The following is a 23,750-nucleotide window of genomic DNA, read 5'->3' on the forward strand; positions in this document are numbered from 1 at the left end:
CGTAATGTCAGAAAAGCCACCTTTCCCGTTAGCACCTCAATCTATAAGTAAGCGCCGCCGTAATATATCAATACTGCTATTAATAGGCGCTAGCTCATTACTTATACGTACGCTAATGTCTTATAACTTTGATAAAACAGCATTATTATATGTTGGCATACCATTTTTTGTCTCAATCGCTTTACTGTACATAATTAAAAAGCCTGAACAACCCACCTTAAACCGATATTACGGAAATTTAGTTTTGTGGTCGCTTATTGTAATGCTTGGCACGTCTGTTGTTTTATTTGAGGGCTTCGTTTGTGTAATTATGTTTATGCCAATCTACTTTGGCATATTATTGCTTATGTATTTATTTCAGCTACTAACCTGTTATTTACGAAGTAAAAAGAAGGGCACACATTATGCCCATATATTACCGGCTGTTATTTTTTTAAGTGCATTTGAAGGAGTAGTGCCAAGTGCCAGTTTTGAACGAGAGTATTCGATAACTAAAGAGTTGGTTATAAATGCGACCCCTGAAGAAATCCAACAAAAACTTATCAAACCTATGCAGTTAGATATTGAGCGTAATTGGCTGTTAAGTTTATTCCCTATGCCAAGCAATATAGAAGCGGGTACTTTATCCGCTGGTGATGTGCATCATATTGATTTTACTTATCATCGTTGGTTTGTAACAAACACACACAAAGGGCATATGAAACTAGAGTTAACCCAAGTCGAAAACGATTATATTCGCACTACATTTTTAGAAGACACGAGCTACATAGGTAACTATTTAAAACTAAAAGGAACCGAAATCCGCTTTATTAAAACTAAAAATGGAAATACTAAAGTAGCGCTGACTATTTATTATCATCGATTTTTAGATCCCGCTTGGTATTTTGGTCCAATTCAAGAATACGCTATTGGGCAAACGGCAGATATGCTTTTGAATGAGCTATTTGTTCCAGAAACAGCTTAGGATGGCTATGTACACAAATGAGAGGGTCTTAACAAATAAACAAAGCTGCGCCAAAGCTGGGCATGTTGTTTTATCCCCAGTAAAAGTGTTGTGGGTAGGTGGGATGATATTAATTGCCATTATAGGTGGCTGGTATACGTTTTCACTTACAGTTTTATTTGTTTTTATTATAACGACTAGGGCGTGTTGACCTTTCGTGATTGATTTTGCAGCAGTACGTTTGGTATTTAGGCAAGGCAGAGCCTGTGATGTGTGGTTGTTCCCCATAAATAGGCGATAACGCAGCATAGATACCAAACATGCGCTGCCCTTTGGGTTCTTTCTAGGGACGATTAACTCTTTGTTGCTCGGTTTTTACTTAGCCCACTAGGTTACAAACCTCGCGCCGCGATTAAATCGCCCCTAGATTGAACAAATTTCAATCCACAAAGGTCAACACGCCCTAGTGTTATTTTATGCTTTGGGCACTCTCTTGGGATGCATCGTAGACTGATACATAAAAGCTACCAATGCCCCGCGTGGCTTGAATACCTTTTTGTTCATTTAGGTGTAATAGTTGGTTTAGCTGGGCCTGTAGGCATGATTAAAACCCATGATATGCGCGATTGGGCACAGCGACAGCAGTATTGCCACGACTACTTTGGGCATCAGCAGCCTATGTGGAAAGATTTTTTCTGGCAAATTTTTTGCGATATTAAGCTTACTTACCCACCGACTTTTAATATTGAAACATGTGTTACACAAAACAATGCTTATAGATGTATGGAGAAGACATGGATGCTGCAACAGCTACCTTTGGCACTATTGCTATTTTGGTTGGGAGGCATGCCTTGGGTTGTATGGGGAATATGCGTGAGAGTCAGTATTTCTATTATAGGTCACTGGCTGATTGGGTGTTTTGCACATAACCATGGACAAAGAAATTGGCATGTAAATCATGCGCATATACAAGGTTATAACGTCCCCTTTGCAGCGCTGCTAACAATGGGAGAAAGTTATCATAATAACCACCATGCATTTCCTGGTTCGGCTAACTTTGCTTTAGAAAAAGGCCAGTTAGATGTTGGCTGGCTAGTACTTAAAAAAATGGAGACATTAGGCTTGGTTTGGGATTTAGTATTACCAAAGCACCTCCCCAAGCGCGATGAATTACAAAGGATAAATCTTTAGTATGAAAATGAATTTACTACCAAAGTGGTTGTTATTTTTTTGCGCAGTTATGTGTTTTAAATTAAGTGCCAATACGCCATACGAAATCCCCAGAAGTAATGTTTTAGAGCTTACCGAGCCTTCAACTAAGCGCGTTTATCCTATTTATATTCAGCTTCCAACATCATATACAAAACAGCCTGATAAAACGTATCCGGTTATTTATGTAACCGATGCACCGTATACCTTTCCCATCGTTGCTGGGGCTACACGATTCCCTATGAATAGCGGCAAAATGCAGCAGGCTATTATTGTGGCTATTGGTTATGAAAAAGGCTCTGTTGGCTCCAATAGCCGAATTAGAGATTACACGCCTACCTTTGCAAAAGATTGGAAAAAGCAAACGGGTAATGCCAAAGGGCATGCTGAGTTTTTACAAAGTACAGTGTTTCCCTTTATCGAAAAAAACTATCGGGCCAGTAACTTACAAAGAACCTACATAGGTAACTCGCTAGGCGGCTTATTTGGTGCAACTATTTTACTTTTAACGCCTGATTTATTTAGTAATTATATTATTGGCAGCCCATCGGTTTGGTTTGATAATAATGCACTATTAGCGTTAAAAGCGCATAAGCCAAAATTGCCTATAAAGGTGTATATATCTGTTGGTGCAAAGGAAACACCAGCCTTTGGTGAGGGGCAAAATATGGTTGAAGGCGCAGCGCAGCTGGTGCAAAAAATTAATGCGCTTAAAAGTGACAATATAGAATTAAAAAGTGTTGATATTGAAGGGGCTAGTCATGCAACCGCATTTCCAACAACAGCAATCCAAGGCTTAGATTGGATGCTGGGTAAAGCGAAAAATAATACAATTAAATGATTCTTAACAAGCACAAAAAAAGCGACTACCCAATATGGTGTCGCTTTTTTAGTGAATAGTATTAGCTTACTTATAAAAGGCTTCAACAGTGCCTTTTCTGGTAAGTAAAAGCGGCTGTCCGCGACGATCAAGGCCTTTTGGAGATGCAAATTTTATCCAACCTTCGCTGATGCAGTATTCTTCAACATCAAAACGTTCTTTGCCGTTGAACGTGATACCAATATCGTGTTCAAAAACGTCTTCCACATGATGTGGGCTGCGTGGATTAATAGAAAGGCGATCTGGTAAAGCAGGTTTTGCGGTAGTGTCGTTCATGGTCATATTCTATATTGAATGAAGTATGCGCTATTGTAGGCAATACAAAGCTTTCGCTCAAGAGAGATAGTAGTAAATGTGTTTAAAAATGTACTAATTAATGAGTTGTGTATACAAATGAGATTGCGCTTGGAAAATATTTACAGAGGAGGTTTTGAAGATATTTGACTAAATAATTATAAAGGTAAAAATATTAATGGGTTATCTCTAACCCACTAAATTGTTTAGCAATTAGATGCTAACAATGTTTTCAGCTTGTGGACCTTTTTGACCTTGAGTAACAGTAAACTGCACACGTTGGCCTTCAGCAAGAGTTTTAAAACCGTCGCCAGAGATTGCGCTGAAATGTGCGAACACGTCTGCGCCAGATTCTTGCTCGATAAAACCAAAACCTTTAGCTTCGTTAAACCATTTTACTGAACCAGTAGTTGTATTAGACATAATGTGTATCCTAAAAAATTAATATAAGTGTGCCTGAAAAGAGGCGATTGAGCCGGAAAAAATAGTTAACTTGAGGATATCGTGTAGGATTATTACTAAAACAACTCGGTACTAACAAATAAAACAGAACTTCTTTCAAACTAGTATTCAAAATGGGTTATTGCTAACCCATTAAATTGTTTAGCAATTAAATGCTAACAATGTTCTCGGCTTGTGGGCCTTTTTGACCTTGAGTAACAGTAAACTGTACACGTTGGCCTTCAGCAAGAGTTTTGAAACCGTCGCCAGAGATTGCGCTGAAATGTGCGAACACGTCTGCGCCAGATTCTTGCTCGATAAAACCAAAACCTTTAGCTTCGTTAAACCATTTTACTGAACCAGTAGTTGTATTAGACATAATGTGTATCCTAAAAAATTAATATAAGTGTGCCTGAAAAGAGGCGATTGAGCCGGAAAAAATAGTTAACTTGAGGATATCGTGTAGGATTATTACTAAAACAACTCGGTACTAACAAATAAAACAAAACTTCTTTCAAACTAGTATTTTTTAATGGGTTATTGCTAACCCATTAAACGAAAGCAATTAGATGCTAACGATGTTTTCAGCTTGTGGACCTTTTTGACCTTGAGTAACAGTAAACTGTACACGTTGGCCTTCAGCAAGAGTTTTGAAACCGTCGCCAGAGATTGCGCTGAAATGTGCGAAAACATCAGGACCAGACTCTTGCTCGATGAAACCAAAACCTTTTGCTTCGTTGAAAAATTTAACTGTACCAGTTGTAGTATTAGACATAATAGTATCCTAAGAATTAATAAAAGTGCGCCTTAAATTAGGCAATTTAACAGGAAGAAAACATACATTTAACTGAGGATAACGCGAAGGATTATTACTAATATCAACGTGGTACTTACAAATAAATAGGGTTTTCTGTCAACCCGATGCGAGGCAGGATAACAGTAAGGTTAGACATAAAACAAGCTTTATCTGACATTTCATTTTATTTAACCCGTGGCTAAGGGGATTGATTTTTGATTTTAAAGTATTTTTATATACGAGTAAGCTAATATAAAATCCTTAATTATTAAATAGTTGACTGTTTAAAGCTTAAGGCTTTATATTGATTTTTGATAGTTAGTTACTGATTATTAAATTTATTCAAGGCGGCTTACTTTTAGAATAATACAGGGCTTTTGCGATGTATTAACTCTTATTAGGAGGTGGCAGAGAGGCCTCACGCTACTTAATCAGAGTTCAGATTACTTAAATGCAACTTCAATCATGGCTAATGCTGCATTTAAGGATAGGTCGATCACATTAGGTTATTCAGTAAAGAGGTTATTTTGTATTTTTTTTGTAAATAAATTGTACTAATTTAGATTTGTGTTCTACTTTGATTCGTACCTACTTTGGTTTAATTAAGGATAAGAATGAAAACTACATTAATTTCTATGGGTATTGTTTTAGCTTCTATATTTTCTGCGCAAGCGAGTGCAGATCAAATGGAGTGTTATGTAGATACTCAAGCATATGATCAATTTACTCCAAATCATTGTTCTGCGTTAATTTATGGTAAAAATAAAGCAACAGCAGTATTTAGAGTTATAGGTAATGGTTCTGCCATTGATAGTGTTGTTTGGTCAAATGCAGCATCGTCTTGTGGTGTATCGGGTACATCATGCTCATTTTCGATAAGATCGTTCAGAGGCTATAAAGCAGAGGCGACGGTACTATATACAGATGGTACTTGGAGTAAAGTTTCTGCAACCGCTTCGTTTGAAGATGGTCGTTAATTAAAAAAATAAAATTTAATTGAATTGATAAGCGCAGCGTGTAAACGTTGCGCTTTTTTGTGCCTGACTTATTTTTGTAAAATTTTAGTCATTGTTTCTTCATCAAAATTACCTTTATTAGTCATATCTGTTTCCTATAGTGCGGCGGTTGATCTTTTTTGTGGTCACACATATTAAAAATAACCACTAAACAATGGGAATTACGGATGAAAATTAAAAAAGTCGCTACGGCAATCGCGCTAACATTTGCGTTTAGCGCAGTTAGTCATGCCGATGTACTACCGCAAAGCCAAAAAGACAGCAGCTGGTATAGCGCTGCGCAAACAAAACTAACAACAAAAACAACACAAGCGCAGGCTACAAAAGCGACTAAAGCTAAAAACGTTATTTTATTTGTTGGCGACGGTATGGGTATATCAACGCTTACTGCGGCGCGCATTTTACAAGGCCAGCGTAATAACCAATTTGGTGAAGAAGGCTATTTAAGCTTTGAGAGCTTCCCGTACTCAGCACAAGTTAAAACATATAATGTTGATGCACAAACGCCTGATTCTGCCGGCACAATGACAGCAATGATCTCAGGTGTTAAAACTGATGTTGGCGTAATTGGTGTAGATGAAGATATTGAACGCGGTGTGTGTTCAACAGTGGCAGGTAATGAGCTTCTTACAGCGACTGAACTGGCTGAAATTAAAGGTCTTGCAACAGGGGTCATTTCTACAGCACGAATTACTCATGCAACGCCCGCTGCAACGTATGCTAAATCGGCAGACCGCAATTGGGAAGATGTTTCAGATATGCCAGAAGATGCAGTAACGACTGGTTGTGAAGACATCGCATCGCAACTGGTTAATTTTGAAAAGAATTTAGAAGCACGTTTTGTTGGAACGGATGTAGATGGTCTTGATTTTGTAATGGGTGGCGGTCGTCGTCATTTTTTACCAAAAGATGCAGCGGCTAACTCAACGGATGCCGCAAGTACAATTGAGGGCGATCGTACTGACGAACGCAACTTAGTGACTGAGTGGCAAACACAATACCCTGACGCAACTTATGTAATGGATCAAACAGGCTTTGATGCCATTGCCGATGATGCTACCAAAGTATTTGGTTTATTTAACGAATCCCACATGCAGTATGAAGCAGACCGCGCAAACGATGTAGCGGGTGAACCTTCACTTACCGACATGACTACAAAAGCGATTGAAGTACTTGGTAAAAACGAAAAAGGTTTTTTCTTAACGGTTGAGTCGGGTCGTATTGACCACGCACACCACGCAGGAAATGCTTATAACGCATTAAACGATACCATTGAGTTTGCTAAAGCCGTGCAAGCTGCGGTAGATAACACCAATCCAGAAGAAACCCTTATTTTAGTGACCGCCGATCACAGCCATGTATTTACGATTGCTGGTTACCCTAAGCGTGGTAATCCAATTTTAGGTCAAGTTGTTGCGGTTGGAAAAACAACACCGAGCTTAGCAAAAGATGACATGCCATATACAACGGTTGGTTATGCAAATGGCTTAGGTTTTAGAAATTTAGGCGATGAAACAAATGCTGATGCAAGCTACGCAAGTGCCGCTGTTGCAGGGCGTGTTGAGTTAAATGGTGTTGATACAACCACACCTGGTTTTCATCAAGAAACAACCGTGCCACTTAGTTCTGAAACACACGCAGGTGAAGATATTTCTTTACATGCTAAAGGCCCAGGTGCCCAACTTGCTCAAGGTGTAATTGAGCAAAACGTAGTGTTTCATTTAATTAATCAAGCTCTTGAACTAACTCAGCAATAATGGCGGGTAACATGAACAAATTAACAGTACTTTCTTTAGCAGTAATGGTTGCCCTTGCGGGTTGCTCAAGTGATAACGATAAAAACGAAAATAACATTATCGCAGTCGACAATAAAATTGCCGTGGGCTCTGAACAATGTGTTAACGGTGGTGTAGAAACACAATCAGGTGTAGATACAGACAAAAACGGTAAGCTAGATAGCGGCGAAGTAACAGCAACTAATTTAGTGTGTAATGCACCAGCCACTTCGCTAACTAGCGAGCAGTTAAAATCATTGACGAGTAATGTGTGGTTTAGCGATGCACAAACAAAACTTGAAACAACGCAGGCAGCAAACGCTAAAATTGTGACTGAATCAGGCAAAGCTAAAAATGTTATTTTATTTGTTGGCGATGGTATGGGTATTTCTACTGTAACCGCAGCACGTATTTTAGCAGGGCAGCTACAGGGCGAAATGGGTGAAGAGCATCAACTTAGCTTCGAAACGATGCCTTTTTCTGGTTTTGTAAAAACATATAACGTAGATGCGCAAACGCCCGACTCGGCAGGTACTATGACCGCAATGGCATCGGGTGTTAAAACCGACGCAGGCGTTATTGGTATTGATGAAGCGGTTGAACGTGGTAATTGTGCATCAGGCAAAGGGCACGAACTTGTTACCTCATTAGAGCTTGCTGAAATTGCAGGCAAAGCAACAGGGATTATTTCTACAGCGCGTATTACTCACGCAACACCAGCTGCAACGTATGCTAAATCAGCAGAGCGTAACTGGGAAGATATTTCAGATATGCCAGCAAGTGCTGCAACGTGTGAAGATATTGCATCGCAATTAGTTAATTTTGAAGCCAACCTAGAAGCGCGCTTTAGTGGTGTTGATGTGGACGGTATTGATGTTGTTATGGGTGGTGGCCGTCGTCACTTTTTACCAAAAGATGCCGCGTTTAATTCAGCAGATGCAGTAAGTACTGTTGAAGGGGATCGTACAGATAATCGCGATTTAACCGCAGAGTGGAAAACGCAATACCCAAATGGCACCTACGTAATGGATCAAACGGGCTTTGATGCAATTAGCGATGATGCAACTAAAGTGTTTGGCTTATTTAACGAATCCCACATGCAATACGAAGCTGACCGTGCAAATGACGTTGCTGGCGAGCCGTCTTTATCACAAATGACCAAAAAAGCGATTAATGTGCTTGATAACAACGAGCAAGGCTTTTTCTTAACGGTTGAATCGGGCCGTATTGACCACGCACACCATGCGGGTAATGCTTATAACGCACTTAACGACACAATTGAGCTTGCCAAAGCCGTTAAAGTGGCGATGGAAAACACCAACCCAGAAGAAACATTAATAGTTGTAACCGCCGATCACAGCCATGTATTTACCATTGCCGGTTACCCTAAACGCGGTAATCCAATTTTAGGTAAAGTGGTTGGTGTAGGAAAAACAGAGCCAAGCCTTGCAGCGGATGATATGCCTTACACAACCGTAGGCTACACAAATGGTTTGGGTTACAGAGATTTAGGTAATGAAACCGATGCCGATGCTTCTTACTTAGCAGCAGCGGTAACAGGCCGCGTTGACCTAACTAATGTTGATACAACAACACCAGGTTTTCACCAAGAGTCGCTAGTACCACTTAGCTCAGAAACCCATGCGGGTGAAGATGTGGGTGTTTACGCTATGGGGCCAGGTGCTCATCTAGTAACAGGGACAAACGAGCAAAGCTTTTTATTCCATGTAATGGACTTTGCAGCTGATTTTGTAAAAGCTGCCGATGCAAAAGTAGCGCAATAAATACCGGCTAGTTATAAATTTAGTTAAATATATCTAAATAAAGAAACCCGTACATTGTGCGGGTTTTTTGTCATTAAACTGACATTTTTAGTGGTTATGTTATTGCCATAAACTTGAAATATAAATAAGAGATAGCTCAATGAAAAAAGCGTTATTACTAATTGCCACGCTTGTAAGTACAAGTAGCTTAGCCTCGCAGTGCGATATCAACCCAAATATATTAAAAGCAAATTACAATGTAACCAATACAGTCACCCATTCGGGAAAAAGTACCGCAACAGCTAATAACAAGCCCGTCAGCCAGTCGCTCAACCTTTGGCGAAACCAGCAACAAGTTGCCCATGAAAATGATGTAATGACCGAGCTTTGGCAGCACTTAGCCAATAATCAAATACGACCAATTCGTTACTTTAATGCTCAGCAACGCGGCATTGAATATCAACCATCTGAGGTACGCGGCGTACAAAACTGGAGTGCTAAAACTCAGCTGGTGGATAACCACCTAATCGAAAAAATGACCCTAGTAAGCACACAAGGCACAGGCTGTGATGAAGTAAAAAACTATACCTTGAGCGAAAATGGCAACGATTTTACCCTCGCCTTTTTTACGCATTCAAAATTAGTAAAAACATTTAGTACGAGTAATAAAAAAAGCCAAACAACGACCTTACTTAGTCTTATTAATGTAAGCACTGATGAGCTATTAATTAGTGCTCAATTTGCACAGTGGGATCGCTTTCAAACCACCGACTACGCCGACATTGGCGATAACGAAGGCGACCCATTTTTAGCTAAAATGATAAACCTAGGTTTTATTGAGCACAGCGCAACTGGCTTTTATAACCAGCAGGGTGAGGCTATTCAAGGCGGGCATCACCACTAGGTCTTTAAATGTTGTAGTTCATAGCTAAAAAATGACAAGCGGCTATGAGCTACAAGCTAGTATTCAAAAGTAGATTAATTTAAGCCATTCCCACCCAAGTAATACAACAAACACTTTCCCATTTTTAGAAAATACACACCATCAGCCGTATAATATTTATAGTTGGTAATAATTTAAACTATTTGATATTAATAGAAGTTCACACAATAGGGACATTTTGTAAGAGTAAGAAAATGCTCTCTGATGAAGCAGATATATTCTAAGGATTATCAATGGAAGATTTTAGTAAATTAAAAAGCATAGTAGACCTGTACTTTAGTAAAAAATACAAACTTTATAAGCCTAAAGATGCGGATGGAGAAGAGATTAATAAATGGTTTGAATTTGAAAGCAGAGCTAAATTTTTAGATTCATATTTAGAGTATTACCAACAATTGCCTGACTTAGAGTCGGTAATTATAGATGCTTGCACCGCAAAGTTTAAGGTATTATATGAAGGCCAAGAGTACACATTAAAACATACACATCAAGAAGAGTTTATAGATCGTGATGGCAAAAGTAGAGGTGTTGGAAATACAGTTTTGTTTCTTATGAGATCTGAACTTATCCATAAAGGTGGTGAATTAAGAAAAGCTCAATCATTTGAAGACGTTTATGAAATAGTTAAGAATATTAAAGTAAATGGTTTTGGTGAGCTTTCTAATTATGATACAGCCATACGTATCTCTAGTTATCTTGGCTTTAAACCGAAAGATATATATTTACATGCAGGCACTAAGGTTGGGGCAGAGTATTTAGAAAATAAAGGGTTGCTACCCAAAGACTCTCGACTTGAGGCAAAGATACCAATAGATGTTTTTCCACAGCCATTTCAAGCGCTAGACGCTTTTCAAATTGAAAATTTTCTTTGCTCCTTTAAAGATAATTTAAAGGAGCTATAAGTTACTTGAACGGATGAAACAACTGGTTTTTAAATCGGCTGCTTCATATTGCTTAGTAAGTAACTCAGAGTATGAGGTTCTATTTGTCTATGCTTATAGTTCAATTTTTGTGACTATTACCTACTGATTTATATTGAGAAAGCTGAAGATTTTAGGGGCGTAAAATAATGAAGAAACTAAATGTTCCGGTAGATTGGATTGAAAATTTAGATCCTGTTCAGCCTGGTCTGTATTTTGTTGCGTCTAGATATAAGACTGGATTCGGCTCTTACGATTATCTAAATTGGGATGGTGAAAATTGGCTCAAAGCTGATTCAATAAAGGTTGTAGGTTGGGTGTCCCTTGGCGATTTTTTGGGGTTGATAGATGCTGGTTGGCCTGCGAGTGATGATTCAGATAAAGAATTTGAAAAGTCCAGCAATAAAAATAAAGAAAAATTTAAAGGCGACGAAGGTGGATTCTTTGAGGTTGAGTAATATAGGAAGTAAATTTTTTAGAAAGCATTGCCTCTCAATGAGGCAATATCATCGCCTGCTAATAGTGTAAACACTACCGCGCGACACTACTCAAGATGAGCATCATCAGGCTTTTTCGGCTTACCAGCCAGCTCTGTTAAGCCGTCTTCGCAATCGCCGCTATCGCAGGTATTTAAATCGCTTTGTGCTTGCTTATCTTGTTGCAGCACTTGCTTTAAATCTTCCATGCGTTGGCGCACGGCTACGCCGTAGCTGGCGTCGTCGCCCCACAGCTCGGCAAGTTGCACAACCGCAGCGCGGTCGTGGTCTCTAAACAGCTTACCGGCGCGCTCTGCATCTTGCTTAGTGTTACCTAGTAACTCGAGTGCTTCTACGGCAAGGTTAATAGCTGAGTCGACGGTTTCGCGATTAAACGCATCTACTTTTAAATTAAGTAACTGATACGCATGGCGGCGATCGATTGCGCGAGCAACTATTTTAAGTTGCGGGTAGTTTTTATGCGCGAGCTTAATTATCTCAATGGTTTTATCGGGGTTATCAATTGCGATTACCAGCATTTGCGCGGTGTGCGCGCCTGCGGCTTCAAGGAGTTCTTGGCGTGCGGCATCGCCATAAAATACGGTATTGCCAAAACGGCGTAGTAATTCTATTTGGCTAGGGCTGTGATCAAGTACGGTAATTTCGTAGCCTTGCGCGTGCAGTAAACGCCCCATAATTTGGCCAAAACGTCCGTAGCCCGCAATAATTACGTGCTTAGCGGTGCTAATTTGCTCTGGCTTATCAAACTCAGGCAGAGCACTGCTGCTGCGTTTTTGTATTTGCTCATAAACCATAAGTAGTAACGGCGCTATTAGCATTGATACCGCCACAACTAAGGTAACAAGGCTGGTTTGCTCGGGCGTTAAAATACTTAAGGTGGTGGTTACGCTTAACAGTACAAAGGCAAACTCCCCCCCTTGGGCAAGCGCTAAGGCAAATAATAATTGCTGTTTACTGTTAATTTTAAAGGTAACGGCAAGGGCAAATAAAATGCAGGCTTTAACTACAATGAGTAAAACCACTAAGCCTATAACAGTACTAAACTCGTTAAATAGCAGTTCAAAGTTAATTGATGCGCCAACAGTTATAAAAAACAACCCTAACAGTAAGCCTTTAAAGGGCTCTATATCGGCTTCTAATTCGTGTCTAAACTCACTCTCAGCAAGTACCACACCCGCTAAAAAAGTACCCAAAGCAGGCGATAAACCAATACTTTGCATAACCAGCGCAATAGCGACCACTAAAAACAGTGCGAAAATAGTAAATATTTCGCGCATATGTGTTTGGGCAATGTATCTAAATAACGGCGCCGATACATATTTACCGCCGGCAATAATAGCGGCAATAACTGCAACCGATACACAAACTTGTTGCCATACCGGCCAGCTTGCAATAATCGAGTCACTAATATCTTTTGAGCTACTTTGTGGGGCAAATGCAAGCAGTGGCAGCAAGGCTAAAATAGGAATAATGGCGATGTCTTGAAACAGCAATACCGAAAACGCGTTTTGTCCGGCTTCTTGCTTTAGCCAGCCTTTTTCTTCAAGGCTTTGCAGTACAATAGCGGTAGAGGAGAGCGCGAGCATTAAACCAATGGCGAGTGCGGTTTGCCAATACATAGCAAAAAACCAATAACAAAATGCAAATATAGCCGCTGCTGATAATACAACCTGTAAGCCGCCAAGCCCTAAAATAGAGTGGCGTAGTGTCCATAAACGCGAAGGTTGTAGCTCAAGGCCCACTAAAAATAGCATCATTACTACGCCAAATTCAGCGAAGTGCATTACATCGGTTTGATCGCCCACAACACCGAGCGCATAAGGGCCAATGAGTATGCCGGCAATTAAATAACCTAACACTGAGCCAAGTCCGACTCGTTTAGCAATAGGCACAGCTACAATGGCTGCTGCTAAGTAAATTAAAGCAATTTCTAACACGCGTTTATCCTAAGTTAATTTATGCTCAAAGTGCTTGAGCATAAATAGAATGACTTAGGTTCTTGTAAAATACAATAATTTATAGAGTTGAAAGTAGCTATTTGAGATTGATTTAATGCTTAAGCTTAAATGTTTAGTATTAATCGTCGAGCTTTACTGAACCAGAGATATTATCAATACTTACATCGCCAGAACCTGCTTCGATAATAGCCAGCCCTTTGGCATGATTAACGCGAATATCACCAGAACCGTCTTCAATAGTGACACTGGCATCAACATGTTCAATGATTATATCGCCAGAGTTGTCATCTACACTGACTGCGCCACTTACATTATTAATAGCCAAGTCACCTGAGCCATCTTCAACGGTTAAAGTGCCGCCTATATTGCTCACATGCATTTCGCCCGATCCATCGTCAATAACTGCATTGCCACTTACATTGCTAATATGAATGCTGCCAGAGCCGTCGGTTAATTCTAAATTACCTGCGATATTTTGAAAGTTGACTTCACCTGAGCCATCGTCAACAGTTAGGTTTTTAGCGCTGTTAATGGTTAAATCTCCAGAGCCGTCTTTTACATCAATATTGCTTTGCATCGCGGTGATAGTTATATCGCCAGATCCATCATCAATGTCTAAATTTAGTGTGCTTGGCACAGTAACCACTAAATTAATACTTGGCGATTGGCCACTGTAAAAGCTAATCCCATTACGGCTTTTATTTTGGGCAACAAGCTTTGCTTGTTTACCATCTTGTTCTAGCGTTAGCTCATATTCATCGTTAATGTCGGCTGTGTAAATAGTGGCATCAACACTTATGCTGCTGGCCGTTTTTGAGCCTTTTATTTCAAGGCTACCTGCGCCGCTCAAAACATTTAAATACTCAAGGTTGTTGCCTGGCAGTGTAAGTTGTTGCGTCTGTTTTACCGATGCAACGCTTGGCGATATGTGAAATACACAGCCGCTTAATAATAAAATACCGCTAATAAGTGAAAGTGGTTTCGTAATATTTAATACGCTTGATGAGCTCATGGTTATTCCTTTGATATTTATTGTTTGTATTTGTATAAACAATATAGAGCAAAAATGAGACCGAAATGTAAGTTATTGTTTTATATGGGATGGTGATTTTTTATAAAAGCTGGAATACTAATAAGTGGTTAAAATAACTAACTATTAATAAAAAGGATGCATAAAGCATCCTTTTTATTATTCAACTTTGCTTTGTGTTTTTAAAAGCTGTAAGTGATATTACCGTATAAAAAGCGGCCATCTAAGCTGTATGGTGCATACGGTGTGTACGGGAATATTTGACTAAAGGTTGAGTAACCAATGTTGTCGATAGTCGCTTGTGGGTACTGATCGAACAAGTTATTGGCACCAACTGCAAACTTCCACTCATCATTAGGGCGATAAGCAACTTCAAGATCGGTTATCCATTTAGCGTCTAGGTATTCATCGCGATCGCTGGTTGTTGAAATATCTGCAACTTCACCATAGCGTGTAGCCCGTAATGTGGTTTGCCATTCGTTAAAGCTCCAAACCGCCGATAAGTTTAACTTGTTATCGGGTGTTCCTTCTTCAAAGCGGCCCACTTCACGGCGTGCAAATACAACGTAGTCATCACCTAGCGAATTAAGTTGCTCTGGATTGTCATCAACGTGGGTTACTTCGGTGTCGTTAAAGTTAGCGGCTGCGTTTAAGCGTACGTCGCCTAAGTTATCTAGCTCTAGCAAGTAAGTTGCAACGATATCTACACCTTGCGTACGAGAGTCAATGGCGTTAGTGAAATAGCGCACGCTTTCGGTGTTTAGCTCACCCGCGTTAGCTAAAATTTCTTGCACAGCAGAGCCTGTTAAGTTTTCAGACAAAACAATACGGTCATCAATATCAATGCGATATGCATCAACGGTTAAGCTAAAATTACCTCGGGTGTATACAAAGCCAGCGGTGACGTTTACTGAATCTTCTGCGTCTAGCTTTTTAGCACCTAGTGCTTGTGCAGCTGGCGCGTCACTTGGAAACAAACCGACTTCAAATGCTTGGTTGTTTTCAAGTACAGTCGAAATTTGACGGTATGAGCTTTGTGCTAATGAGGGCGCACGAAAGCCAGTGCTTATAGCACCACGTAAAGATAAACGGTCGGTAATGCTGTAACGCGTTGCTAGTTTTGATGTAAACGTATTGCCAAAGTCGCTGTAATCTTCATAACGGCTTGCTAAAACGACATTCCACTTTTCAGTTAAGTAAGTGTCAAGCTCAACAAAGAGCGCGACATTGTGGCGGCTTTCGTCAGTGACGCTTTCTGGGCCAAAGCCAGAAAGTACTTGTGCGCCACCGGCAGCAATTGGATTGCCATTACCATCAAGAGCAGTAATGTAAGAGGCTTCTTCACCTTGTTCTATTTTGTAGCTTTCGTGGCGATATTCAGCACCTAGGGTAAAAAACACGTCGTCAGGCAGGCCTAAATTAAGCGTAGTGCTGGCATCACCATTAACAATAAATTGGTCATAAACGAGCGCGCCGTTATCAAACTCGGTAGGGCTGTTTGCGCCTAAAGAGGTGTTTAAGCTATTTACTACACCCAAAGAAAAATCGTTCCGGCCATAGTTAGTACTGACATCCCATGTCCAGTCGCCTGACTCGCCTTGCAAGCCAAGCGCGAGTGAATAATCTTCTACGTCTGTTTCAATTTGTGGTAAAAAGCCATCAGGGTAAAGAGTTAACACGTTACGGCTGTCTTTTGCGCGACGGTAAAAGCCACCCGAATTACCTTCACGTTTTGAGTAACTACCAAATGAATAAAGGTTTAAGCCGTTATCTAAGTCGTAACCCATATTGTAAAATAAGGCGTAGTCTTCAAGGTCGGCTTTACCAAAACGGTGGTTGTAACGATCAATAGTCAATTCACGTGGGTCTAAACTGCCATCACCAAGGCGACTATATTGCTCGCGCGGGTCAAAACCAGAGCGCTGAGTTGGGCTGTTATCACGATACTCAATTGATACGTTTACAAAGCCGTTATCTAATAACGAAAAGCCAGAATTGGCACTAATAGTACGAGTACTGCCATCGTTTACTTTGCGGTCATCACCAGTATTAAAAGCCAAGTCGCCGTTTGCATCTGCATACGCACTTTGAAGGTTTGCAGCCCCTGCCATTTGGGTATCGTATTGTCCGTAAGTAACACTTACACTTCCGCCTTCAGTGGCATCTTTAAGGATTATATTAATAACACCCGCAATGGCATCTGAACCATACTGTGCAGCAGCGCCGTCGCGTAAAACTTCTACACGTTTAATTGCTGATGTTGGGATCATATTTAAGTCTACAGCTGTTGAGCCACGACCTACTACGCCCCCTAAGTTTAAAAGCGCACCAGAGTGGCGACGTTTGCCATTAATAAGCACTAAGGTGTGATCAGGCGCTAAACCACGTAACACGGCTGGGCGAGCATGATCTGTACCATCAGCAATCGTTGCACTTGGGTAGTTAAAGCTAGGTACTTGATTTGCAAGTACTTGACTGATTTCAAGTTGACCTGTGCTTGCCATATCGCCGCTTGTAATAATATCAACAGGTACTGAACTTTCGGCAATACTGCGTAAGCTACGGCGCGTTCCTGTTACTGAAATTACTTCGATATTTTCTTCTGCCTGATTATTTTGCTCTGCGGCAGCTATAGAATAAGGCGTGCTAAGTGCAGTAGTAATAGCCAAGCTAAGTGCTAATTTATTGGCAGATAAACGCTTAAAAGTCATTAATGTTCCTTAAGAACGTCGTTGTTTTGGTGAGTTTGAAAAGGAGCGAATCATATAGAAGCGCTCAACTACGTGCAAAGATAAAAACCATCTATGTTATTCACGTTTTTAATAAGTAAGGCCACTGTTTACGTACGTTACAGACGATTAGATCGTTACTGTTGTAATCTTGTGGCGAATGGAGGCGAAATCAATAAAACTAATAGAAATTGAGAATAAAAAACGCAGGGCAATAAAAAGCCAAGTTAAAAAACTTGGCTTAAAAAATTACTCTGGAGCTACTTCAAGCGTTGTAAATAAGGCATAACGACCTGAGTCTACACCTTCTTCATTTACGGTAACCTTGTTAGAGGTTTCGATTAGGTATAGGCCTGGCTCTTTCCACGTAATTGTAAACATACCGTCTTTATCGGTCGTTACTTTTACTTCGCCACGGTCGTTACGGTAGCGTGTGTCGCCTTTTAAAATACTTACTTCAATGCCTTCACCGGCAGATTTACCATCTTGTAGTAACTGAAAACGTGCTTGCTCACCGACAAATAAATCGTTTGGATGGGTAGGGCCGCTTAGCTCTAAACCTAAACCTAGTTGAGCTGGCTTAGAAGTACCGTTGTGGCTTACAAATGTATCTACCGTCGAGATTGATTTAACCGTTGTTATGTCGGTAGCATCTTTTGGTAAGTTGGCATCTGCTTTTTTAGCAAATACACGGTGGCGCTTACCTGCGGCATCTTTATAAAAGGTCATTAGCGTTGGTTTTTGCGTCATCGCAATGTGGTAAGTACCCTGTTCAGTTAAGCTAATTGCGGCTGAGCTTTTACGTTTTAAGTAATAAGCACGGATTGTGTCGGTGACAGGCTCACCGTTTGGCATAAGTGCCATTAGTAATGTATCGTCCCATTGAGCGCCTTTTTCTTTTGGCTTAAATGCTTTATCGGGTGCAAAAATTTCGTTTGAAACACTTGCATCAATCATCACATAATGCGCTTTATCGCCAGAAAGTGAAGTGTGTGAAGGTAGCAACCAGCGCGCGTGTGCATTTGCTGACGTTGACACTAAAGCAGATAGGCTCAATGCGCCGATTAATGCAGTTTTTAATAAATTAATTTTCATTATTTTTCCTTTGCTTAAATTCGAGTAATAAATAGCTGCTCGAGATAGATTTATTATCCTGAGTTCAGGTTACTTAGTGCTTACAGTGACGAAGCTTTTTGAAAACTCGTTTTTACCGTCAATAGTGAGCGTTCCTGATTGAGTTAAATCGAGCTCAACACGGGTGTAATCTCTGCCGCCTTCTTCGCGTACAACTTCAATATTTAGTAAGTATTTACCTGGTTTTACGGTGTTACCGTCCAAATCATTACCTTGCCAATTAATGGTATAAGTACCAGCTCGTTTGGTTGCGCCGCTAATGCCGTCAAAGTTGATGTTACTTTTACCAGCTTTGCGCCACCACTGGCGTAAGTCTTTAAACCATTCTGCTTTTTGCACCCAAAGAGCGAGCGTAGTAACGTGCTTGCGCTCTGGTGTTTCTAGCCAAACAGCAACGTATGGACGGTGATACGGTTGTACTTCTAAGTCGGGAAGTGTTAATTCAATCTCGAGTTGTGGTGTTTGCGCATGCACAGTCGTTTGAAAAAGCGCAGCTACTAGCAGTAATGCGGCGCTTATAAATAATTTAAATTTAACCATTAAGACATTCCTTTAATTTGTGGTACCCAGCATAAATAAATAACCAAAGGCGTTGCGATGCCTAAAACGGTTATCCATATTCCAGCTAAGCGTTTTTTTCTGTTTTGAAATAAAATAATCATGCCGGTGATAGCAAACAGAATCATTAGTACAGCTGATATATCAATAACCCAGCTCCATACTTCACCGCTATGGCGGCCTTTATGTAAGTCGCCAATAAGGCTTAAAAAGCCACCTGTTTGGTAATCAAGGTTTAGTTCACCAGTTGTAAAGTCTAATTCTGCGTAGGCAAACCCAGCAGGTAATGGGTAGTCGAGCATGACAAGTGCATCTTCTTTTTCCCATTCAATACTTTTTACTTTTGTAAGTGCATATTGCTCGGCTAAGTAGGCTTCTATTTCTGGGTAAATCGTTGGCAGCGTATCTAGTTGTGCATTTGCTTTATTAACTAGAGCTGCAGGGATCATTGCCGTTACTTGGCCGTTATTTTTATCGCCTTTAAGCCAATCAACATGGTTGAGCACAATGCCGCTAACGCAAAATAAAATAAGCAAAAAAAATAAAGCTGTAGAAATATAAATATGCAGTGCGCGGCTTGTGCTATATAAAGCCCGCTTATTAATAAACGCCATAAATCTTTAATATTATAAAATTTCCAACATGATAATGATTTGCATTACCTATTACAAATTTACTTACCAAACTTTACATTAGATTTTACAAGTGGAGGGTATTGGTAGGTATGCGTTTAGTACTTAGGTGGGGTAGAAGGTCTTAAAATAAGATAAATCATTACCGATATTTCTATTACTGCAACGAGGTAAATAATCCAAATAGGGGCGGCTGAGTACAGTAAAAATATAAAGCCAATTAACATTCCGATCGCGGCATAACATTTGGCTTTAACGGGAACCACTTTGTGAGCTTGCCACTGTTGTAGGGTTTCACCGTAGCGAGGATGGTTTAATAGCCAGTGTTCAAGCGCAGGCGATGAGCGAGTAAAGCAAGTAAGCGCTAAAATGAAGAATATAGTTGTGGGCATCACAGGTAAAAAAACACCTATAATCCCAAGTGCGACAAGCATTAATCCAAGCGCTTTTAGCCATAGATTTTTATAACAAATAAAGACGGCTCTTATATTCACTTATACTCATTTTACTTAACTGCGGATACATTAAATTGTAGGCTAATTAAAACGTAATTCGAAGGGTAATGCCAATTTTATTAAAAACACGCCCTAGCGTATTAAATAACTCACTAACTTAATGCAATTGGTATAAATAATAATGGGCAATAAAAAGGGTAAACTAGGTTTACCCTTTTTATTATTTATCTGAGGCTCAGGTTACTTAGAAATAATAACCTAAGTTAATATTGAAGCGACGTTCTGTGTCGCCATCCCCGATCATTGTTCCGCCAATAAATGGCTGATTACGTGCTTGAACATAATCAAAGTATGTAAAAAAGGCACCAGCGGATACACTTACACCAGTTATATTCATCCATGTATCTGCGCTATCGTCTGACTTGTCGTAGATGGTGCTGTAGTCGTTATAAAATTGTAGAGCACTTATAGGCCCCCATTCTACCGAGTAGTTGTAGGCAACGTTAACACTAGACATAGTCGCTTTACTTGCAACTGTATCGAAGTAAGCATAGGCCGCAACTGAAATACGATCGCTTTGGTCATCCAAATCATAGTCATATTCACCATGCTGTAGTTGAATATTCCAATTATTAATTTGGCTATCAAGATGCATTGCCCATGCACCATAACTACCAGCACGGTCTACACCGTCATGTAAGCCACCACTGAGTAATGAAATGCCAAGATCTGTTGTTATGTTTTTACTGTGCTCAATTTGATATGTTGCACGGCCAGCAAAGGTATTGTACTCACCAAGCTCATTAGCGGGTTCTGCGTAAGTTCCTTCGCTTGCGCTGCGACTACCTACAATGTCATAAGAATAACGATGGCTTTTATCTGATGCTGAGCCGTCAACACCGCCTAGCTCGTCGTTTTTGAAAAAGCCTAAATCTAGCTTCCAATTATTTTTAAGCTTACGTTTTACTACAACACCTAAATCAAAGTCGTCTTCTAGGCCGATGTAATAGTTACTGCTGAAAAAATAGTTATGAGAATTATAAGGGCCGTTACCAAATGGAACTTGCGTAATACCTGCTTGTGCTTCCCAGTCATCTGCAAACTCATAGCCTAAGTAAGCATATTTAACGACAGTCATATAATCAAAAAAGCGGATTTCACCATTAACTGAAATATCGTTAATTTTCCCGGATACATTTAAGCGGAAAATATCAAAATCAAAATCGCCATTACGATCTTCATTGTCTTCATCGTATGAAGTTACACTATAGTTGGCACGAATAGCTCCACCAATTTTAATGCCTTCGTCTTTTTTCTCGGTTTTTGCTACTGCAAGCGTTGTGGTGTCGGCTTTTTTACTGATCTCAGCAACCTGTTGCTCATGTTTTTTATTAATTATCTGCTGCTTTGATTTTTCTTCAATTAACTGATTTTCAAGCAACTGCATTTGTTGTTTTAATTGCTTTAGTTGATTTTGAAGTGTGTCGAGATCTGCTGCATAAGAAGTGCTTGTTAAGCCACTTAACACAAGTGCTAGTGTTAATTTTGAGAGTTTAGTCATAATAGCTGCCCAGGTGTTGGTTAATACTAATCTGCATAAGTGTTTGAATAAATTAAAAAATTAAAAAATTAAATCATCCCTGTAATTAAGCTGGTTGGTATAAAAAATAAAAAGTTCAAGGCGTACAAAAACGCCTCACGGTTAAAATAGGTACTCACTTTATTCAGTTTTTATTTTTTATTGTTTATTCTTTTGGGGCTTGAGTAAGTGCACCTACTTCTAGTAGGGGAGATGCATCTAGTTTATCTGCATCCATCATTGCCGCTACACGCTGCATTGATGAGAGTAAAAGACTCTGTTCCCATTCAGCAAGTGCAGAAAACTTTTCAATAAAGTGTTCTTGTAATGGCTGAGGTGCTTTTTCAAGTAACTCTTTTCCCTTTTCGGTGAGGTATAAGCTCACTCGTCGTTTATCCATTTGACTGCGTACGCGTGTTACTAAATCTCTACTTTCGATTCTATCGAGAATATTGGTGACGGTTGCTGGGCTTAAATTTACATTTTTAGCAATTCGGCTAGCTGTTATGCCATCTGTTTGAGAAACTTCTTGCATTATAAGAAGTTGTGGCCCAGTTAAGCCTGCTGTTTTGTTAAGTTGCTTAGAATGCAGATCAATTGCACGGATCACTTTACGTAAAGAAACTAATAACTCGTTATATTTTTTCATTTGCTTGTCTCGTCGAAAGAGCAGTGGTTTACCGTAATCGCGAAATGTTACACATCAAATAAATTGAATTCAAATTATATATTGTATTAAAGCTCTATTTTATTGGTTTTTATTTGTTTGAGCTGTAATTAAAATTAACGTAACTTATTTGCATATAATTAAAATTTTTAACAATCTGTTAGGGCGTGTTGACCTTTCGTGATTAATTTTTCAGCAGACTGTTTGGTATTTAGGCAAGGCAGAGCCTATGTAGTGTGGTTGTTCCCCATAAATAGGCGATAACGCAGCATAAATGCCAAACATGCGCTGCCCTTTGGGTTCTTTCTAGGGGCAATTAACTCTTTGTTGCTCGGTTTTTACTTAGCCCACTAGGTTACAAACCTCGCGCCGCGATTAAATCGCCCCTAGATTGAACAAATTTCAATCCACAAAGGTCAACACGCCCTAGCTAATATTTGCGCACACTACGTACGTTAGTATTTATTCGCAAGTTTTAATGGTTAGACTTTAGTATCATATAATAGCCCGCACGAAGCTGAAGTATTCGACAGTAATGAATAAAGTAATCGTTATGGCATTTAGTATAATCAATAATTGACTTACGTAGCTTATACTTTAAGTATACTTTATTGTGTATACCAGCATTAAAAATCTTTAGTTTCAGTATTATAGGGCAAAGGCATGAAATTATCACCATCAGTTAGCATAGAGCACACCGAAAGCGGCCTTGAATTTATTAATGTGGTTAGCAGTTTATGCAGTGCAAAAATATTTTTGCAGGGTGGTCAAATTACTGAATTTACACCTAGAGGAAAGCAACCTTTGCTTTGGGTGTCAAGCCACGAAGCCTATAAAGAGGGGGTTAGTATGCGTGGTGGCATACCCATTTGCTGGCCGTGGTTTGGTACACATAAAAATGAGGATTGGCCAGCACATGGTTTTACGCGTACAAGTTTATGGCAAGCTGATGAAGTGAACGAAAGCGATCACGAAATTATCATAAGCCTAAAATTGCCAATGAAGTTAGTAAATACAACGTATTGGCCTCATCACTCAGCATTAAAAGTTGAATTTGTATTGAGTGATAAATTACAGGTGCGTTTAACCACTACCAATCTTGGCAATACATCATTTAGCTTTAGCCAAGCATTACATGCTTATTTTCCAACCTCTGATATTAGTAATACTCATATTGATGGTTTACAAGGTTCGCAATATATTGAGTTTGGCAAAGGACCATTTACGCAAAACGATGTGGTTAATATTGCACGAGAAACCGATATGATTTACACCCAAGCGCCTTCTTTGCAGGCCATTAACACGCCCGAGGGTGTGATACATGTGAGTCGCGAAAATTCACATTCATGTGTGCTTTGGAATCCGTGGATAGAAAAGTCAAAGCGTTTATCTCATTTTGCTGATGATGAATACCAAACGATGGTGTGCCTAGAAGCAGCCAATGTACTCGAAGATGCAGTGGTACTTGAATCAAAAAAAAGCCATACACTAGTAACCACTATTAGCTGGGCTAATTAATTATAGCGATAGG

General features: G+C 39.8%; 23 protein-coding genes. 10 read left to right on the forward strand and 13 right to left on the reverse strand.

Annotated features, from left to right (window positions below):
* Window positions 1–4: 4 nt before the first annotated feature.
* The 3 genes from PALI_RS15445 (at window position 5) to PALI_RS15455 (ending at window position 2,993) form a co-directional block, all read left to right on the forward strand.
* Complete coding sequence (locus tag PALI_RS15445) at window positions 5–964, forward strand: hypothetical protein (RefSeq protein ID WP_226894562.1); 960 nt, start codon at window positions 5–7, stop codon at window positions 962–964.
* Window positions 965–1,441: 477 nt separating this feature from the next.
* Window positions 1,442–2,134, forward strand: coding sequence for a fatty acid desaturase (locus PALI_RS15450; protein WP_193156396.1), 693 nt, complete (start codon window positions 1,442–1,444; stop codon window positions 2,132–2,134).
* 7 nt (window positions 2,135–2,141) lie between these two features.
* Window positions 2,142–2,993 (forward strand): alpha/beta hydrolase, encoded by an 852-nt coding sequence (locus PALI_RS15455; RefSeq protein ID WP_193156510.1) that lies wholly within the window; start codon window positions 2,142–2,144, stop codon window positions 2,991–2,993.
* A gap of 66 nt (window positions 2,994–3,059) precedes the next feature.
* Here the strand turns inward: PALI_RS15455 and PALI_RS15460 are convergent, their stop codons facing one another.
* The 4 genes from PALI_RS15460 to PALI_RS15475 form a co-directional block, all read right to left on the reverse strand.
* On the reverse strand, window positions 3,060–3,308 hold the full coding sequence (locus tag PALI_RS15460; RefSeq protein ID WP_007377376.1) for a DUF3297 family protein: 249 nt from the start codon (window positions 3,306–3,308) through the stop codon (window positions 3,060–3,062).
* Between the two features lie 231 nt (window positions 3,309–3,539).
* Window positions 3,540–3,749 (reverse strand): cold-shock protein, encoded by a 210-nt coding sequence (locus tag PALI_RS15465; RefSeq protein WP_007580429.1) that lies wholly within the window; start codon window positions 3,747–3,749, stop codon window positions 3,540–3,542.
* A 187-nt stretch (window positions 3,750–3,936) separates the two neighbouring features.
* Entirely contained in the window at window positions 3,937–4,146 is a 210-nt protein-coding gene (locus PALI_RS15470; protein WP_007580429.1) for a cold-shock protein, read from the reverse strand.
* Between the two features lie 186 nt (window positions 4,147–4,332).
* Window positions 4,333–4,542, reverse strand: coding sequence for a cold-shock protein (locus PALI_RS15475; protein WP_006792548.1), 210 nt, complete (start codon window positions 4,540–4,542; stop codon window positions 4,333–4,335).
* Window positions 4,543–5,177: 635 nt separating this feature from the next.
* Here PALI_RS15475 and PALI_RS15480 point away from each other — a divergent pair.
* The 6 genes from PALI_RS15480 (at window position 5,178) to PALI_RS15505 (ending at window position 11,438) form a co-directional block, all read left to right on the forward strand.
* Window positions 5,178–5,540, forward strand: coding sequence for a hypothetical protein (locus PALI_RS15480; protein ID WP_138586166.1), 363 nt, complete (start codon window positions 5,178–5,180; stop codon window positions 5,538–5,540).
* Between the two features lie 206 nt (window positions 5,541–5,746).
* On the forward strand, window positions 5,747–7,336 hold the full coding sequence (locus PALI_RS15485) for an alkaline phosphatase (protein WP_077536470.1): 1,590 nt from the start codon (window positions 5,747–5,749) through the stop codon (window positions 7,334–7,336).
* A gap of 11 nt (window positions 7,337–7,347) precedes the next feature.
* Window positions 7,348–9,138 carry an alkaline phosphatase gene (locus tag PALI_RS15490; RefSeq protein ID WP_193156397.1) on the forward strand — a complete coding sequence of 597 codons (1,791 nt, stop codon included), beginning with the start codon at window positions 7,348–7,350 and terminating at the stop codon, window positions 9,136–9,138.
* Between the two features lie 139 nt (window positions 9,139–9,277).
* Window positions 9,278–10,021: a hypothetical protein gene (locus tag PALI_RS15495; protein ID WP_193156398.1), complete on the forward strand. Its 744-nt coding sequence runs from the start codon at window positions 9,278–9,280 to the stop codon at window positions 10,019–10,021.
* A 272-nt stretch (window positions 10,022–10,293) separates the two neighbouring features.
* On the forward strand, window positions 10,294–10,962 hold the full coding sequence (locus PALI_RS15500; protein ID WP_193156399.1) for a hypothetical protein: 669 nt from the start codon (window positions 10,294–10,296) through the stop codon (window positions 10,960–10,962).
* Window positions 10,963–11,129: 167 nt separating this feature from the next.
* Entirely contained in the window at window positions 11,130–11,438 is a 309-nt protein-coding gene (locus tag PALI_RS15505) for a hypothetical protein (protein WP_193156400.1), read from the forward strand.
* Window positions 11,439–11,524: 86 nt separating this feature from the next.
* Here PALI_RS15505 and PALI_RS15510 read toward each other — a convergent pair whose 3' ends face one another.
* From PALI_RS15510 to PALI_RS15550, 9 genes are all read right to left on the reverse strand, one after another.
* Window positions 11,525–13,414 (reverse strand): monovalent cation:proton antiporter-2 (CPA2) family protein, encoded by a 1,890-nt coding sequence (locus PALI_RS15510; protein WP_193156401.1) that lies wholly within the window; start codon window positions 13,412–13,414, stop codon window positions 11,525–11,527.
* 139 nt (window positions 13,415–13,553) lie between these two features.
* The gene (locus tag PALI_RS15515) at window positions 13,554–14,447 is read right to left on the reverse strand and encodes a DUF4097 family beta strand repeat-containing protein (protein WP_193156402.1); all 894 of its coding nucleotides are present in this window, start codon (window positions 14,445–14,447) and stop codon (window positions 13,554–13,556) included.
* A gap of 200 nt (window positions 14,448–14,647) precedes the next feature.
* On the reverse strand, window positions 14,648–17,176 hold the full coding sequence (locus PALI_RS15520; protein ID WP_193156403.1) for a TonB-dependent receptor plug domain-containing protein: 2,529 nt from the start codon (window positions 17,174–17,176) through the stop codon (window positions 14,648–14,650).
* Between the two features lie 267 nt (window positions 17,177–17,443).
* Window positions 17,444–18,289: a DUF4198 domain-containing protein gene (locus PALI_RS15525; RefSeq protein ID WP_193156404.1), complete on the reverse strand. Its 846-nt coding sequence runs from the start codon at window positions 18,287–18,289 to the stop codon at window positions 17,444–17,446.
* Window positions 18,290–18,358: 69 nt separating this feature from the next.
* Window positions 18,359–18,868 (reverse strand): DUF2271 domain-containing protein, encoded by a 510-nt coding sequence (locus PALI_RS15530; protein ID WP_077536462.1) that lies wholly within the window; start codon window positions 18,866–18,868, stop codon window positions 18,359–18,361.
* Window positions 18,868–19,500, reverse strand: a complete 633-nt coding sequence (locus tag PALI_RS15535) for a PepSY-associated TM helix domain-containing protein (RefSeq protein WP_193156405.1) — start codon at window positions 19,498–19,500, stop codon at window positions 18,868–18,870. The genes PALI_RS15530 and PALI_RS15535 overlap by 1 nt, the downstream gene beginning before the upstream one ends.
* A gap of 116 nt (window positions 19,501–19,616) precedes the next feature.
* Entirely contained in the window at window positions 19,617–20,012 is a 396-nt protein-coding gene (locus PALI_RS15540; RefSeq protein WP_077536460.1) for a YbaN family protein, read from the reverse strand.
* Window positions 20,013–20,217: 205 nt separating this feature from the next.
* Window positions 20,218–21,534, reverse strand: coding sequence for a porin (locus PALI_RS15545; RefSeq protein WP_138586541.1), 1,317 nt, complete (start codon window positions 21,532–21,534; stop codon window positions 20,218–20,220).
* 184 nt (window positions 21,535–21,718) lie between these two features.
* On the reverse strand, window positions 21,719–22,201 hold the full coding sequence (locus tag PALI_RS15550; RefSeq protein ID WP_193156406.1) for a MarR family winged helix-turn-helix transcriptional regulator: 483 nt from the start codon (window positions 22,199–22,201) through the stop codon (window positions 21,719–21,721).
* Window positions 22,202–22,882: 681 nt separating this feature from the next.
* Here PALI_RS15550 and PALI_RS15555 point away from each other — a divergent pair.
* Window positions 22,883–23,737 carry a D-hexose-6-phosphate mutarotase gene (locus PALI_RS15555; protein ID WP_193156407.1) on the forward strand — a complete coding sequence of 285 codons (855 nt, stop codon included), beginning with the start codon at window positions 22,883–22,885 and terminating at the stop codon, window positions 23,735–23,737.
* Window positions 23,738–23,750 lie beyond the last annotated feature (13 nt).

Source organism: Pseudoalteromonas aliena SW19 (genome assembly GCF_014905615.1).
Lineage (GTDB): Bacteria > Pseudomonadota > Gammaproteobacteria > Enterobacterales > Alteromonadaceae > Pseudoalteromonas > Pseudoalteromonas aliena.